Raw genomic sequence first — 15,025 nt, 5'->3', positions numbered from 1 at the left:
TCCGCCACGGCCCCCGTCGAGGTCAGTACGCCAGGCAGACGCACTCGCTCATCAGCGCCCGCACGTTGCGCACGTACGACGGGTTGGGGATGGCCAGCGGCTTCCCCTCCTGAGCCACCGCGCCGTGCCCGAAGTTGTACGCGGCGATGACGGCGTTGAGCAGGCAGGAATTCAGCTCGGTGGTGCACAGTGCCGGGTCGAGCCGGAAGTCGGACTCGAAGTACATGTCACCGATGTACTTCGTCGCCCAGGCCAGGTAGGTGGCGCCGAGGTAGGCGTTGTCCTGGTAGTCGTCGATCTTGTAGCTCTTCTCGAACCGCTGGTTCATCCAGGTCGCGGTGGCCGGCATCACCTGCAACAGCCCGACCCCACCGTCGCAGGCGTAGATGTTGGACTGCCAGCCGCTCTCCTGCCACGCGGTGGCTTTGAGCAGGTTGAGCGGGATCGTGATGTCCGGCGCCGAGACCGGCCAGTAGGTGCGGTTGGCCGCATCGGTCAGCGCCGCCTTCACCTCGGACCGGCTCGCCTGGCTGCCCTTGTAGGTCGGCTTGCAGGAACTCGGTGCCGGCTTCGGCGGCGCCGGCGGAACCTCGGTCTCGGTGGGTGGCTTCGGCGTCGGGCGCGGCTTCGGCGCCGCCCGGGTCGGCTTCTTCGTCGTCTTCGGCTTCGGGGTCGCGCTCCGACTCGGCGCGGAACCCATCGACTCCACGGCGCTCACCGACGGGCTCGGCTCCCCGCTGACCTCGTCGGACGGGGCATCGGTCGGCCCGTCGGTGACGGCGACCGGCGCGGCCAGGCCCGATGGGCTCTCCCCCTTGGCGGCGCAGCCGACCAGCGCGCTCGCCAGCAGAAGCCCGGCGAGCACTGCGGCGCCCAGCCGATCGGTGCGTCGAACCATGCCGTTGCCTCCCCGATGTGATTGTCGCCGCACCCTAACAAGGTTCGACCGGGCGGCGTTGCCCCTGCGACGGCCGCTGGGGGGCCTCGTCCACCGAGGGCTGACCGTTGCCCACCGCCCGGTCCCGAGTCGCCCAGGCGACCATGAACACCACAGTCCAGAGCACACCGAGCAGCACCGCCGCGGCCGTCCCGCTCGCCGTGTCCAGTCCGAGGTAGAGCCGCGCGCCGCCGATCCCGAGCATCCCCGCCGCCGCGGCGGTCCAGGCGGCCACCGCCACCGGCCAGTGGGCGCCGCGCGACACCAGCCACGCCAGGGTGCAGAAGCTCGCCGCGACCACGGCGTTCTGGGTGGAGAGCGGAGCCGCCTCACCGCCGCCCGGGGCGGTCCCGTTCGGGCCGGTCAGTTCGGCCACCACGGCCAGCACCACCAGCGGCACGAACGCGCCCACAGTGCCGACGACGCTGAGCAGGTCGGCCCGCCAGGGTCGGTTGCGCCACGCCAGCACCGCCGCCACCAGGGCCACCAACAGGATCAGCACCCACCCACGTACCACCGACACCACTACGAGTGTGGCGTCGGCGGCGTCCGGGGTACGCCGGGCGGCGAACCACCCCGCGATGGCGCCGTCCAGCGCGGCCAGCCCGCTGTTGCGGACCGCCACCGCGAGCAGACCGGCGATGGCGAGCCCGGCGGCGAACAGCAGCAGCAGCCCGGCGGCCAGATTGAGCAGCAGCGTCCAGGCCGGGCCGATCCGCATGGTCACCAGGAAGAACAGCACCCCGTAGCGGGCGGTGAGCCACCGCACCGGCGGCAGCGCGCCGGCCCGGGACAGCAGCGCGCGCACCGGGTCGGGGTTACGGCCCAGCCACCGGCCCACGAGCACCACACCCACCAGGCCGGCCAACAGCAGGAACGCCACCCCGGTGGCCCGGCCGAGCAGCCGGGAGACCGTGTCGTACGACTCACCGGCGAGGTGACCGAGCAGCACCGAGCCGCCCACCCAGGTCACCACTCCGGCCAGGTTCCAGAGGGCGAACCGCCGGTACGGCATGCCGGCCGCACCGGCCAACCGGGGCACCAGGGTCCTGGCGAAAGCCACCCATCGGGCGGCGAACACCCCCCGCCCACCGAGGCGGGCGAGCATGGCGTCGGCCCGGGCCCACCGCTGTGGCCCGACCCGGTGACCCAGCCCGGCGCGCAGCCGGGAGCCGTACCGCCGCCCGGCACGAAAGGCCAGCCCATCGCCGAGAACCGCCGCGACGATCATCGCGAGCAACGCCGGCCCGAGCCGCAAGGTACCGTTGTAGGTGAGGAAGCCGACGAGCAGCAGGGTAGCCTCACCCGGCACGAGCAGGCCGAAGATCACCGCGGTCTCGCCCGCCACGATCAGCGCGGCGACCAGGTAGATCCACAGGGTGGGCAGACCCTGCACCCAGGTCAGCAGGTCGTGCACTCAGGCCCCCGGGACACGGGTGCCAGCATGCCAGCCGGGAGAACCACCGGCACAGCGGTTTCACCATAGATCAGGGGCACCTGGGGGTGACCCCGACGCAGCCTGCGCGAGCGCAGGCGGAAGGATAGAGGGTATGCAGCTTCGCACCGACCTCCGCAACGTCGCCATCATCGCTCACGTCGACCACGGCAAGACCACCCTGGTCGACGCCATGTTGCGGCAGGCCGGCGCGTACGGCGCACGCGGCGAGAACACCGAGCGGGTGATGGACTCCGGTGACCTGGAGCGGGAAAAGGGCATCACGATCCTGGCCAAGAACACCGGCGTGCGTTACCTGCCGGCGGACGGCTCCGACCCGGTCACCATCAACATCATCGACACCCCCGGCCACGCCGACTTCGGCGGCGAGGTGGAGCGCGGCCTGACCATGGTCGACGGTGTGGTGCTGCTCGTCGACGCCAGCGAGGGCCCGCTGCCGCAGACCCGCTTCGTGCTGCGTAAGGCGCTGCGGGCCCGGATGCCGATCATCCTGGTGATCAACAAGGTGGACCGTCCGGACGCCCGGATCAAGGAGGTCGTGGACGACACCTACGAGCTCTTCCTCGACCTGGACGCCGACGAGGAGCAGATCGACTTCCCGATCGTCTACGCCTGCGCCCGCGACGGTGTCGCCTCGCTGACCCAGCCCGCCGACGGCTCGGTGCCCGACGACAGCACCTCCCTGGAGCCGCTGTTCCGCACCCTGCTGGACACCATCCCGGCACCCTCGTACGAGGACGGCGCGCCGTTGCAGGCCCACGTCACCAACCTGGACGCCTCGCCGTTCCTCGGCCGGCTCGCGCTGTGCCGGGTCCGCCAGGGCACCATCAACAAGGGTCAGACGGTGGCCTGGTGCCGCACCGACGGCAGCACCCAGCGGGTCCGCATCTCCGAGATGCTGATGACCGAGGGCCTGGAGCGCACGTCGGCCGAGACCGCCGGCCCGGGCGACATCATCGCCGTCGCCGGCATCCCGGAAATCATGATCGGTGAGACCCTCGCCGACGTCGAGAACCCTGTCGCGCTGCCGCTGATCACCGTCGACGAGCCGGCCATCTCGATGACCATCGGCACCAACACCTCGCCGCTTGTCGGCCGGCTCAAGGGCTCCAAGGTCACCGCGCGGATGGTCAAGGACCGGCTCGACAAGGAGCTGATCGGCAACGTGTCCCTGCGGGTGCTGCCCACCGAGCGGCCGGACGCCTGGGAGGTGCAGGGCCGCGGCGAGCTGGCGCTGGCCATCCTGGTCGAGCAGATGCGTCGGGAGAGCTACGAGCTGACCGTCGGCAAGCCGCAGGTGGTCACCCGGGTCATCGACGGCAAGACCTGCGAGCCGGTCGAGCGGCTGACCATCGACGCCCCGGAGGAATACCTGGGAGCGATCACCCAGCTCCTCGCCACCCGCAAGGGCCGGATGGAGCAGCTGGTCAACCACGGCACCGGCTGGATCCGGATGGAGTGGCTGGTGCCGGCGCGCGGCCTGATCGGCTTCCGCACCGAGTTCCTCACCGACACCCGGGGCACCGGCATCCTGCACCACGTCTTCGAGTCGTACGAGCCGTGGTTCGGTGAGCTGCGTACCCGTAACAACGGTTCGCTGGTCGCCGACCGGGCCGGCGCGGTCACCGCCTTCGCGATGACCAACCTGCAGGAGCGCGGTCAGCTCTTCGTCGAGCCCACCACCGAGGTGTACGAGGGCATGATCGTCGGGGAGAACTCCCGCTCCGACGACATGGACGTCAACATCACCAAGGAGAAGAAGCTCACCAACATGCGGCAGTCGACCTCCGACGAGACCGAGAAGCTGGTCCCGCCGCGCAAGCTCACCCTGGAGCAGGCGCTGGAGTTCTGCCGCGAGGACGAGTGCGTCGAGGTCACCCCGGCCACGGTGCGCATCCGCAAGGTGGTGCTCGACCAGCAGCTGCGGGGCCGGGCCACCGCCCGCCGCAAGCACGCCGGCTGACCCACCAGCACCCGACGACGGGCGCGTCGGCCGCTTGCGGTCGACGCGCCCGTCGTCTTTCCCCAGACGGCTACGCGAGCCCACCCCTACTTGATCCGCTACGGTCACCGGCATGACCTGGGATGATCTCGACGCCCACCTGGACCGGGTGCCCGGCACCGTCTCCGCGTACGTCGGGCGACTCGACGCCCCGCCGACCTGGACCCGCCACGCGGACGCCGGCCACTACGCCGCGAGCACCATGAAGGTGGCGGTGCTCGCCGCGCTGCACCGCGCCGCCGAGGCCGGCACCCTGGACCTGGACGCCCCGGTCCCGGTCGTCAACGACTTCGACTCCGCCCAGCCCGGCGCACCCCGCTTCGCCAACGCGCAGCCCTACGACAACGACGACGCGGTCTGGGATCGCATCGGCGGCACCGCGACGCTGCGGTGGCTGGCCGACCGCATGATCGTGCGCTCCAGCAACCTCGCCACGAACCTCGTCCTCGGCCACGTCGGGCTGCCCGCGGTCGCCGAGGTCTGGGCGCTCGCCGGTGCCCGCAACAGCGTCACCGGCCGCGGCATCGAGGACTTCGCCGCCCGCGAGGCCGGCATCACCAACACGGTCACCGCCGCCGACCTGGCCGCCCTGCTCGGCGCCCTGGCCACCGGGGCCACCACAGCCGGCCCCATCGCCTCACCGGCCGCCTGCGCCACCATGCTGGACGTCCTGCTCGCCCAGGAACACCGCGAGGACCTCGCCGCCGGCCTGCCCAAGGGCACCCGCATCGCGCACAAGAACGGTTGGGTACGCGGCGTCCGCCACGGCGCCGGCCTGGTACTGCCCGACGACGCCCCGCCGTACCTGATCGCCGTCTGCACCACCACCGACCTGGCCGGAGGCGACGACCAGGTCGAGGACGACGCCTGCCTGCTGCTCGCCCACATCTCGGCGCGGGTCTGGGCCGCCCGCCACCAGCTCTGACCCGACAGCCCCGGCCGCGAGGCCAGCGCCGCCGACTGCGGCTACGCTGCTCGCACCCCACCCCGGAGCCGCCAATGCCCCGCAGTCGCACCGTGCTGATCGCCTTCCTCGTCGTGACGGCCGCGAACCTGCTGGCCAACGCCACCGGCGGCGGCCTGGCCTTCCTCCTGACCAAGCCCCTGCTGATGCCGCTGCTGGCCGCGTACCTCTGGCGGGTCAGCGCCGAACGCGCGGCCCGACCGGACCGACTGTTGCTCGCCGCGCTGGCCTTCGCCACCGGCGGCGACGTCGCCCTGATGATCGACGGCACCGGCTGGTTCCTCGCCGGCATGGCCTGCTTCCTCGGCACGCACCTCTGCTACCTCGCGGCCTTCACCCGACACGGCGCCGCGACAGCGCTGCGCCGCACGCCGCTTGTCGCCGTCCCCCTGGGGTACGCGGTACTGACCGTCGTCGCGCTCACCTGGATGTGGGCGGGGCTGACCGACGTCGGGCTGGCCCTACCGGTGGCCGGCTACGCGATCGCGCTCGCCGCCATGGCGAGCACCGCAGCCACCCAGGGCTGGCGGGTCGGTCTCGGCGCCGCGCTCTTCCTCGGCTCCGACCTGCTGATCGCCGCCGGGGTGGCCGAGGTGGCCCAGCCACCCGGCGCGCCGGTGCTCGTCATGGCGACCTACGCCGCCGGCCAGGCACTGATCGTCACCGGCCGCGCCGCCCACACCGGCCCACCCACCGACGCACCTGTCACTCCAGCAACTGCGCCCGCAACGCCCTGAGGTCGCCGTCGGTGAGCCCCAGCCCGTCGCGCAGGTACGCGTCGAACGAGCCGTGCACCCGACGCACCTCGGCGTAACCGGCGTCGAGATACTCGGCGCGGACCTCCAGCACCGGCACCACCGCGTCGACGTCCAATTCGGGATTCCGCCGACGCATCGCCTCGACGATCACAGCCCGCAGGCTGTCGGTCAGCTCGTTGTTGCGCAGGTAGTCGGCGCGAATAGCCGCCTCGTCCACCCCGAGCGCCGTCAACAGGATGACTGTCAACCAACCGGTGCGGTCCTTGCCGGCCGAGCAGTGGTACAGCAGCGGCAGATTCTCCGGCCGGGACGCCAGCCGCACCGCCTCGGCGAAACCCACCCGCGCCGACTCACCGGTCACGAACCAGCGGTAGATCGCCGCCATCGCCCCCGCCGTGCCCTGCCGGGCCAGCTCCGCGTACGCGTCCAGGTCGTGACCGAGCAGCACCGCCGAGACGTAGGTGAAGACCGGGTGCTCCGCATCATGCACCGGCAGGCGCACCACCCGTGGCTCACCGGCGAACCGGTCCTCCGGCGCGACAGCGATCTCCGAGGTGTCGCGCAGATCCACCACGCACGCCGGCCCCAGCTTCGCCAGCACCGGTAGGTCCTCGTCGGTCAGCCGACCCAGCGCCGGAGTACGGATCAACTGGCCGACCCGGACCCGCCGCCCGTCCGCGCCGACGAGCCCGCCCAGGTCACGCGCGTTCGGTGCACCCACCAGCTCCCAGCCCTGCCCGGTCATCCGGTCTCCCCTCCCGCGGTGAACCTTTGTATAGGGTGCCTCACATGACGATCTCGGCGGTACGCACCCACCGGGTTTCCGCCCCCTTACACACCCCGTTCGTCACCGCGCTGCGCCGTACCACCACAGTGGACACCCTGGTCGTCGAACTCGTCGACAGCGACGGCCGGTCCGGCTTCGGTGAGGCGCCCCAGGTCTGGCAGGTCACCGGCGCGTCGGTCGCCGGCGCGCAGGCGTGCGTCCGCGAGTTGCTCGGCCCACAGCTGATCGGCCGTGACCCGGACGACCTGGTGACCCGTTGCGCCGAGGTACAACGCGCCGTGGTCGGCAACGAGGCCGCGAAGGCGGCGGTGGACGTCGCCCTGCACGACCTCGCCGCGCGGCGGCTTGGCGTACCCCTGGTGCGGTTGCTCGGGGGCACCACGCTGCGGGTCCCGACGGACGTCACCCTCGCCGCGGGCGACGCGGTGGACCTGGCGACCGCGGCACGGCAGCGGCAGGCCGACGGCTTCGGCGTGCTCAAGTTGAAGGTGGGCACCGACGCGGCCGGTGACCTGGACCGGGTGCGCGCGGTACGGGCGGCCGTCGGCCCCGGCACCCGGATCCGGCTGGACGCCAACCAGGGCTGGACGCCCCGGGAGGCGGTCCGGGTGATCCGCGGCATCGAGGACGCCGGGCTCGACGTGGAGTTGGTCGAGCAGCCGGTGGCCCGCTGGGACCTGGACGGGCTGGCCTGGGTCAGCGACCGGGTGTCCGTGCCGATCCTGGCCGACGAGGCGGTCTTCGGGGTCCGTGACCTGGTGGAGGTGATCCGCCGCCGGGCGGCCGACCTGGTCAACGTCAAGCTGGCCAAGTGCGGTGGACTGCATCCGGCCCGCACCCTCCTCGACCTGGCCACCGCGCACGGGCTCGGCACTGTGGTTGGCTCGATGATGGAGAGCCAGGTCGGCATCGGGGCAGCCGCGAGTCTGGTCGCCGCGTACGGCACCACAGCGGTCCCCGACCTGGACGCCGCCTGGTGGCTGGCCTGGTCACCGGTGCAGGGCGGCATTCGCTACGACGGGGCGACAGTGGTGCTGCCGGACGCCCCTGGCCTGGGCATCTCCGGCCTCGCTGAAGCAAAAGTGCAAGCTCGTGGTTGATGACCGTCGGTTTCTTTCATAGGGTTCCCCTGGACAGCCGACACGATCTGGGGGTTGACGTGGAGCTGCGACCGGGCCGCGAGGCCGTCGTCCGGGTCGCCGTGGCGACGCTGTGGACCTCTCCCGAGGCAGTCCGCCCGGTCGACCGTCCGGCGCTGACCGCCGGTGCCGACATCCCGACCTGGGTCTCGGGAATGGACACCGACCAGCAGGTCGGCGACTGCGTGCTGAGCCAACTCCTGCTCGGCGAACGGGTCCTCGTCAGCGAGCTACGCCCGGACGGCTGGGCCCGGGTCGTCGCCGTCGAACAACCAGCCGCCAAGCTGGACCCCCGCGGCTACCCGGGCTGGCTCCCCGCCGAGCAGTTGGCCGTCCTCGACCCGGCCCACACCAGCATCGACCACCCGCTGGTGGTGGACGCCACTGTCACCGGGCTGCACGCCGCCCCGAACGGGCCGGTGGTGCTGCCCGGCGTCGTCGTCGGCACCCGGCTCGTCCCGGCCGGCCCCGCGCTCGACGAGTGGCGGCCTGTGCACGTCCCCGGCCGGGTCACCCCGCTCTGGCTGCCCGACCGCCACCTGGTCCCGTCGGCGGCCGTGTCACCGGCCGCCGCGCAGGCGCTCGCCGTGGCACAGCGCCTGCTGGACGTCGTCTACATCTGGGGCGGTCTCTCCGCCCACGGCATCGACTGCTCGGGGCTGGTGCATCTGGCCTGGCGGCGGTTCGGGGTGCTGCTGCCCCGCGACGCCGACGATCAGGCAGTGGCCACCACCCCGCTGTCGTTGGGCGCGGAACGCCCCGGCGATCTCTACTTCTTCGCCCGACCAGGCCGCAAGATCCACCACATCGGCATCGTCACCGCCGCCCCCGGCGACGGCGGCCAGCGCCGGATGCTGCACGCCTGCTACCGGCGGCGGCGGGTCATCGAAGAGGAACTGCAGGCCGACCGGACCGCCACGCTGGTGGGCGCGCACCGGGTCTGACCGGTTACCGGCCGGGCGCGTGTGCGCACCCGGCCGGTGACGGATCAGTGTCGGGCGTCGGCCAACTCGCGACGCCGGTCCCGGGAGGACTTGATCAGGCTGGCGGCGGTGGCGACGCCCAGGGTGCCGATGATGACCAGCAGCGACAACCAGATCGGGATGTGCGGCGCCCAGCCGACGTGCTCGCCACCGTTGATGAACGGCAGTTTGTTGTCGGCCAGTGCCTCCAGCACCAGCTTGACCCCGATGAACCCGAGCACCACGGCCAGGCCATAGCTCAGGTAGATCAGCCGGTCCAGCAGGCCACCGAGCAGGAAGTAGAGCTGCCGGAGGCCCATCAGCGCGAAGACGTTCGCGGTGAAGACCAGGTACGGCTCCTGGGTGATGCCGAAGATCGCCGGGATCGAGTCCAACGCGAAGATCAGGTCGGTGGTGCCGATCGCGATCATCACGATCAGCATCGGGGTGAACAGCCGCTTGCCGGCAACGTGGGTGGTGAGCTTCGCCCCGTCGTAGTCCTTCGAGATCGGCAGCGCCTTGCGGCTCCACCGGATCAGCACGTTCTCGGAGAACTCGTCCTCGTCCGGCTCACCCTGCCGGGCCAGGTTCACCGCGGTGTAGATCAGGAACGCGCCGAAGATGTAGAAGACCCAGGAGAACTGAGTGATCAGCGCCGCACCCGCGGCGATGAACCCGCCGCGCATCACCAGCGCCAGCACGATGCCGACGAGCAGCACCTTCTGCTGGTACTGCCGAGGCACCCCGAAGCGGGCCATGATGATCACGAAGACGAAGAGGTTGTCCACCGAGAGGCTGTACTCGGTGAGCCAGCCGGTGTAGAACTGGCCGGCCGCGCTGGCCCCAGAGGTCAGCCACACACCCACACCGAAGAGCAGGGCGAGACCGACGTAGAAGCCGACCCAGAGGCTCGACTCCCGCACACTCGGCTCGTGCGGGCGCCGACCAATGATCAACAGGTCGACGAGCAGGACCGCAGTCAGTGCGACAAGCGTTCCCGCCCACACCAATCCGGACACGTCCAACGTTCATTCCTCCGGCAGACACGCGGCGTCGGGCACACCGTACGCCCCTGCGGGAGCCGGCGTGCCGCTGTCGCTCACTCTGGTGACTGTCGGAGGTCTCTTCCGCCGTCGCCCCGGAGAGGGGCGGCGACCTACGGGGCCGGGTCGGGCACCGTGGTTCCGGCGATCGACCGTGCTGACGACTCCGTTGCGGGGGAATACTCCCCTCCTCGGTGACCATTGTTGCCCACCACGCCCCGTGATCACACCCCGGGCACCCCGTGGCGCTGGACACCGCTCGACGCGCCACACCCCCTACGCCTTCCTAGGAGGCTAGTGCACGTCTGGTGCGGCGATCGGGTCGGCGAGCGACCACCCGGCGGCGAGCAGGTCGTCGCAGGCCCGCACCGCCCGGGCCAACCGATCGGCGTGCGACCCGGACAACTCCACCACCGGCACCCCGCACCCGGCCAGCTCGGCCCGGAAGCGCTCGGTCATCCAGGCCCGCAGGTGCTCACCGTCGCGCAGCCCGTCATCGGTGAACGGCACCCCCCGGTGGTCGGTCAGCAGATACAGCGACGGCCGACGCGCCGCCGCCCGTACCTCCTCCGACGCGCCGCCGAGGTAGCGCTCCTCCCACACCGCCGTCGCCCGCGCGTCGGTGTCGCAGACCAGCAGCGGCCCGCTCGTCCGGGCCGCCGCGTCCTCGGCCGCCTGCTGCTCGCGGACCACAGCGCGGAAGTCGTCACGATCCCAGGCGACGTCGAAGACGGTCGCCTCCGGCGTTCGTTCCCGCAACCGGGCCAGCTTGCGAGCTGTCAACTCCCGCCCGTACTCCGGCACCCAGGACGTGCCGTAGTGCCCGGCGAGCGCCGCCGCCATCGTCGTGGTCCCGGTCGACTCGGCGCCGACCACCACCACCCGCCGGACGAACCACTCCCGCACCGGCGGGCTCAGCCACCGCCAGTGACCCGCCGGGTCCGCGCGCACCGCCGTCCCGGACACCGGCACGGTCCGCCGATCCGGATCCACCGACACGGGTACGGCGTCGAAGCGGCGCGCCAACTCGGCCCCGTACGCCTCGGAGGAGAAGACCGCGTCCACCGACCCCGGCCCGACCGCCTCGCGGAACACCGCGCAGTGCGCGTCCCAGACCGCCGGATCGGCGTAGTCCACCGGGTGGTCGTCGTACCGGCCGACGAAACGGACCCACGGCGTGTCCGCGTGCACCTCGCGCAGCCAGTCGAGGCGCAGCGGAAGCGGAACGGACTCCCGACGCGAGGGCGCCACGACGACTGTCACCTCGGCGCAGCGGGCGGCGGCGGCCCGGATCAGCGCGTGGTGCCCGGCGTGCGGCGGATAGAACTTGCCCACCACCATCCCGTGCCCGAACTCCGCGGCGGCCGGACGCGCCGACCCGCGTGGCGCCGGCGCACGGCCGGATGTCTCAGCGTTCACGCGGTGACCGGGGCCGGGCCGGGCGGGACCGCGCTCGGCAGGTCGGCCCGACGCAGGTCGGCGCGCCAGGCGCGCAACCCGAGTACGCACAGGGCGAGGAAGACCAGGTAGAGCACTGCCGTCAGGTGCAGCCCCTTGTACGCGTACAACGGGATGTAGATCAGGTCGGCGGCGATCCAGAGCCACCAACTCTCCACCCGCTTGCGGGTCTGCCCGTAAGTGGCCAGCAGGGAGAGCGTCGTGGTCAACGCGTCCGGCAGCGGCACTGTCGAGTCGGTGGCCCGGTCCAGCAGCACCCAGAGCGCGCCGGTGAGCAGCAGCCCGGCGGCGGCCAGCGCCAGCCACTCCCGCCGCCCCGTCCGGCTGACAGTGAGCCGGGTGCGCCGCTCACCCCCGAAGAGCCAGTACCACCAGCCGTAGCAGCCGAGCGCGACGTAGACGACCTGAAGTCCCGCGTCGGCGTACAGCCCGGCGGTCCAGAACAGCACCATGAGCAGCAGCACGTTGGCGATGCCGATCGGCCAGTTGGCGATCTTCTGCCGGGCCACCAGCCACACGTTGAGCACGCCGGTCACGAACCCCAGCAGCTCCGCCCAGGTGGTGCCCGTCCCGGCCACCCGAAACGCGGTGCCGGTGAGCCAGTCGATGATCACGAAGCCACCCTAGGGTCCGTGTCAACGTCCTCCGCCGAGCCGAGAGGAGTCCAGGCAGTGGTCCGGCACAGACCCGCGACACCGACTGCCCCGACCGCCGTGGGAGGCTGTCCGACATGGTGCTTGAGGTCGCGCTGATCGACGTACTACCCGGACACGAGGACGCGTTCGCCGCCGCGTACGCCGAGGGTCACCCGGTGCTCGCCGGTGCGACCGGCTGCCGGTCCGTGCGAATGACCCGAGGAATCGAGTCACCGGCCCGCTTCGTGCTGCTCGTCGAATGGGACTCGGTCGAGGCGCACGAGAAGAACTTCCGGGCCACCGAACGGTTCGACACGTGGCGGGCGCTGATCGGGCCGCACTTCGCGGGACCGCCCATTGTCGAACACTTCCTCGACGTACCGGCCTGAGCCGAGCTGTCGTACCCCACGGTTATCGTGCCGGGCGCACGCGCCGGCCGCCGGTCCCGACGGGCTCGGGGGCGCCGGGCCCGGTGGCCGCGCGGCGCGTCACCATCGGGCACCGGTCAACCGTCACTCGCCGACGCGGCGGGCCAGCGCTGTGACCGTCTCCTCCGCTGACAGCGCCGCGGCCAGCAGCGCCGCGGTCATCCGCTCGTAGCGGTCGACGTCGATCACCGTGGCCAACCGGACATCGGTGGTCAACGCCTCGAGCATGACGGTGCGCGGGTCCGCCGGGTCGGGAAAGGCGTAGCAGGAATACGGTGTGAGCGGATGCAGCCCGTCACCGGCCGCTCCGCGTGGCAACAGCCGCACCGTGACGTGGGACAGGCCGGTCACCGCGACCAGATGACGCAGCTGTTCACGCCAGACCGCCACCGGCAGGTCACCCGGGTCGCAGACGGCCTCGGCGAGCACCGCCGTGTAGCGCGGCGGGTAGGCCCGCCGCAGCACCTCCTGCCGCAGTGCCCTCGCGCGCACCTCGGCCTCCACATCGACCTCCGGCGTGAGCTGGGCGCCGGCCGCGACCAACACCCGGGCGTACGCGGGCGTCTGGAGCAGCCCCGGCACCACCGACGGCTGGTACTCGACGATGTCGGCGGCGCCCGCCTCCAACTCGGCGTAGGTGCGCTGCCGTTCGCTCATCTCGCCCAGCGTCTTCCACCAGCCTCGACTGGTGGCCGCGTCCCGGGCGATGACGATCAGCGCCTCCCGGGCGGGCGTGGGCACCTTGTAGACATCCAGCAGATCGAGCACGTCGGCGAGGTCAGGGCGACTCTGGCCCAGCTCGATGCGGGACAGCTTCGACGTCGAGGCCCAGCCCAGCCGGTCGCAGACCTGCTCCAGGGTCAGCGACTCGCGCCGACGGAGTTGGCGCAGCTCTGCGCCGAGACGTGCACGTCGAATGACAGGACTTGTTGGCAGCGGCATCCCGGCCTCCCCACCGAGGGAGACTACGCAGGACGATCACCCAGTGCAATAGCTCGCTCGCGCACCGCAATCAGGGCATTCGACACCGTCGGCCGGCCGGGTCAGCTCGAACACACCGTTTCCGCAGGTCAGTGCGGCTTCAGGCCGCGAAGGCTGATCCCGGCGGGCCGGCCGTCCCCGGCTGGCGTGGCCGGACTCAGGGTCGGTAGGTGCCGAAGGACCAGACGTTGCCGGCCAGATCGCGGGCTGCGTAGTCACGGGAGCCGTAGTCGGTGTCGAACGGCTCGCGGATGATCTCGGCACCGGCCACCCGGGCCTGGGCGCAGTGGGCGTCGACGTCCGGCACGGACACGTAGACCGACCAGTCGTCGTCGGCCGGCCGGGGCCGGGCGTCGGCCCGACCACCCAGCATGATCATGCCGGTGTCGAGGACCAGCTCGGCGTGCGCGACAGTACCGTCCGGCGTCTCGTGCACGGCATGCACCTGGAAACCGAAGGCGGCACCGAGCCAGTCGATCGCGGCGCGAGGATCGGGATAACGGAAGATCGGATAGATGGTTCGCATGACCCGATTCTGCGGCCGGCGGCGCGGCCCCGGATTGGACGAATGTGACCTCGGCGGGTCGCCGACCCGGCCCCGGCCGGCCGTCGTCAGCGGGCAGCGAGAAGCGCGGCCGGCGTGGCCCCCGCGAACTCGTGGAAGTCGCGGATCAGGTGGGACTGGTCGTAGTAGCCGCAGCCCGCCGCCACGGCGGCCCAGTCGGCTCCCCTCCCGACCTCGCCGGCCTGCGTCGACGCGGCGTGGGCCTGCTGAAAACGCAGCAGCCGGGCGGCCATCTTGGGCGGCAGCCCGACCTCCTGCCGGAACCGGGACGCGAGGTGGCGGCGACTCCAGCCCAACTCGTCGGCGAGCACACCGACGCTCCCCCGCCCACCACTGGCGGTCAGCCACCGCCACGCCCATTCGAGCCGCGGGTCCACCGGCGGGGACGCCGCCAGCCGGGCGGCGAGCACCCGGTCGAGCAGGTCGAACCGCGCCGACCAGCCAGGGGCCTCGGCGAGCCGGCCACGCAGCCGATCCAGCCAACGGCCCGGGAGCTGCCCGACGCCGACGGCCCGATTGGTCAGCTCACTCAGGGGAAGACCGAGAAGCCGGCGGGCGGTGAGGGGGGCGAGCAGCAACTCGACGCCCTCCCCCACGCCCACGGTGCGAGTGGTGCACCACCTGTCGAAGGTGCCGGCCACGAACGAGTCGACAGCGGTGACGCCCCGCTGCGCGTCACGCGGGTCGGTCACGTCCAGCGGAGCGCCCCAGCCCAGGATCAGCACCACGAAGACGCCCGCCGACTCCCGGCGGACCAGTGGCACGTCCGCCCGTTCCCGGTAGCCCACGTACCTGTCGACGAACGGACGCAGGCGGGCGTCGGGCAGCCCGAGGACCATCTCGCCGACCGGTGCCACCGCCGTCAACAGCGCCCGCCCTTCGCGTGCCCCGGCCGGCCGGGCCCGAGCGG

The 15,025-nt window shown here is 72.0% G+C and carries 15 protein-coding genes; 6 read left to right on the top strand and 9 right to left on the bottom strand.

Annotation, left to right across the window (positions count from 1 at the left end):
* Positions 1-22: 22 nt before the first annotated feature.
* Positions 23-898 carry a lytic transglycosylase domain-containing protein gene (locus tag OG992_RS30450; RefSeq protein WP_238685535.1) on the bottom strand — a complete coding sequence of 292 codons (876 nt, stop codon included), beginning with the start codon at positions 896-898 and terminating at the stop codon, positions 23-25.
* 34 nt (positions 899-932) lie between these two features.
* Positions 933-2,354 carry a DedA family protein gene (locus OG992_RS30445; RefSeq protein ID WP_266304940.1) on the bottom strand — a complete coding sequence of 474 codons (1,422 nt, stop codon included), beginning with the start codon at positions 2,352-2,354 and terminating at the stop codon, positions 933-935.
* A 133-nt stretch (positions 2,355-2,487) separates the two neighbouring features.
* Here OG992_RS30445 and typA point away from each other — a divergent pair, with 133 nt between their 5' ends.
* The 3 genes from typA (at position 2,488) to OG992_RS30430 (ending at position 6,096) form a co-directional block, all read left to right on the top strand.
* Positions 2,488-4,356, top strand: a complete 1,869-nt coding sequence (gene typA / locus OG992_RS30440; protein WP_238685537.1) for a translational GTPase TypA — start codon at positions 2,488-2,490, stop codon at positions 4,354-4,356.
* 112 nt (positions 4,357-4,468) lie between these two features.
* Positions 4,469-5,320, top strand: coding sequence for a serine hydrolase (locus OG992_RS30435; RefSeq protein WP_266304939.1), 852 nt, complete (start codon positions 4,469-4,471; stop codon positions 5,318-5,320).
* Between the two features lie 74 nt (positions 5,321-5,394).
* Entirely contained in the window at positions 5,395-6,096 is a 702-nt protein-coding gene (locus OG992_RS30430) for a lysoplasmalogenase (RefSeq protein WP_266304938.1), read from the top strand.
* Here the strand turns inward: OG992_RS30430 and OG992_RS30425 are convergent.
* Positions 6,065-6,862 (bottom strand): tyrosine-protein phosphatase, encoded by a 798-nt coding sequence (locus tag OG992_RS30425; RefSeq protein WP_266304937.1) that lies wholly within the window; start codon positions 6,860-6,862, stop codon positions 6,065-6,067. The genes OG992_RS30430 and OG992_RS30425 overlap by 32 nt on opposite strands.
* Positions 6,863-6,906: 44 nt before the next feature.
* Here OG992_RS30425 and OG992_RS30420 point away from each other — a divergent pair, with 44 nt between their 5' ends.
* Together OG992_RS30420 and OG992_RS30415 are read left to right on the top strand one after the other, a co-directional pair.
* The gene (locus OG992_RS30420; RefSeq protein ID WP_238685541.1) at positions 6,907-8,004 is read left to right on the top strand and encodes a mandelate racemase/muconate lactonizing enzyme family protein; all 1,098 of its coding nucleotides are present in this window, start codon (positions 6,907-6,909) and stop codon (positions 8,002-8,004) included.
* 59 nt (positions 8,005-8,063) lie between these two features.
* Complete coding sequence (locus OG992_RS30415) at positions 8,064-8,987, top strand: NlpC/P60 family protein (RefSeq protein ID WP_238685542.1); 924 nt, start codon at positions 8,064-8,066, stop codon at positions 8,985-8,987.
* A 44-nt stretch (positions 8,988-9,031) separates the two neighbouring features.
* On the opposite strand, the gene OG992_RS30410 is transcribed toward OG992_RS30415, so the two are convergent.
* From OG992_RS30410 to pnuC, 3 genes are all read right to left on the bottom strand, one after another.
* The gene (locus OG992_RS30410) at positions 9,032-10,030 is read right to left on the bottom strand and encodes a TerC family protein (protein WP_238685543.1); all 999 of its coding nucleotides are present in this window, start codon (positions 10,028-10,030) and stop codon (positions 9,032-9,034) included.
* A gap of 312 nt (positions 10,031-10,342) precedes the next feature.
* Positions 10,343-11,467, bottom strand: a complete 1,125-nt coding sequence (locus tag OG992_RS30405; RefSeq protein ID WP_266304936.1) for an AAA family ATPase — start codon at positions 11,465-11,467, stop codon at positions 10,343-10,345.
* On the bottom strand, positions 11,464-12,120 hold the full coding sequence (pnuC, locus tag OG992_RS30400) for a nicotinamide riboside transporter PnuC (protein ID WP_238685545.1): 657 nt from the start codon (positions 12,118-12,120) through the stop codon (positions 11,464-11,466). Before pnuC ends, OG992_RS30405 begins: the two co-directional genes overlap by 4 nt.
* A gap of 116 nt (positions 12,121-12,236) precedes the next feature.
* Here pnuC and OG992_RS30395 point away from each other — a divergent pair, with 116 nt between their 5' ends.
* Positions 12,237-12,530: an antibiotic biosynthesis monooxygenase gene (locus OG992_RS30395; protein ID WP_266304935.1), complete on the top strand. Its 294-nt coding sequence runs from the start codon at positions 12,237-12,239 to the stop codon at positions 12,528-12,530.
* A 123-nt stretch (positions 12,531-12,653) separates the two neighbouring features.
* On the opposite strand, the gene OG992_RS30390 is transcribed toward OG992_RS30395, so the two are convergent.
* The 3 genes from OG992_RS30390 to OG992_RS30380 all read right to left on the bottom strand — a co-directional run bounded on the left by OG992_RS30390 (position 12,654) and on the right by OG992_RS30380 (position 14,972).
* A complete protein-coding gene (locus OG992_RS30390) occupies positions 12,654-13,511 on the bottom strand; it encodes a helix-turn-helix transcriptional regulator (protein WP_266304934.1) in 858 nt (285 codons plus the stop codon).
* A gap of 196 nt (positions 13,512-13,707) precedes the next feature.
* Entirely contained in the window at positions 13,708-14,076 is a 369-nt protein-coding gene (locus OG992_RS30385; RefSeq protein WP_266304933.1) for a VOC family protein, read from the bottom strand.
* Between the two features lie 86 nt (positions 14,077-14,162).
* Entirely contained in the window at positions 14,163-14,972 is an 810-nt protein-coding gene (locus OG992_RS30380; RefSeq protein WP_266305302.1) for a helix-turn-helix domain-containing protein, read from the bottom strand.
* Between the last annotated feature and the right edge of the window lie 53 nt (positions 14,973-15,025).

Origin of the sequence: Micromonospora sp. NBC_00362, from assembly GCF_026342155.1 — a bacterium.
In the GTDB taxonomy this organism is placed as follows: Bacteria; Actinomycetota; Actinomycetes; order Mycobacteriales; family Micromonosporaceae; genus Micromonospora; species Micromonospora hortensis.
The sequence above is the reverse complement of the archived record's forward strand: the minus strand, read 5'-3'. Positions and strand labels throughout refer to the sequence as shown.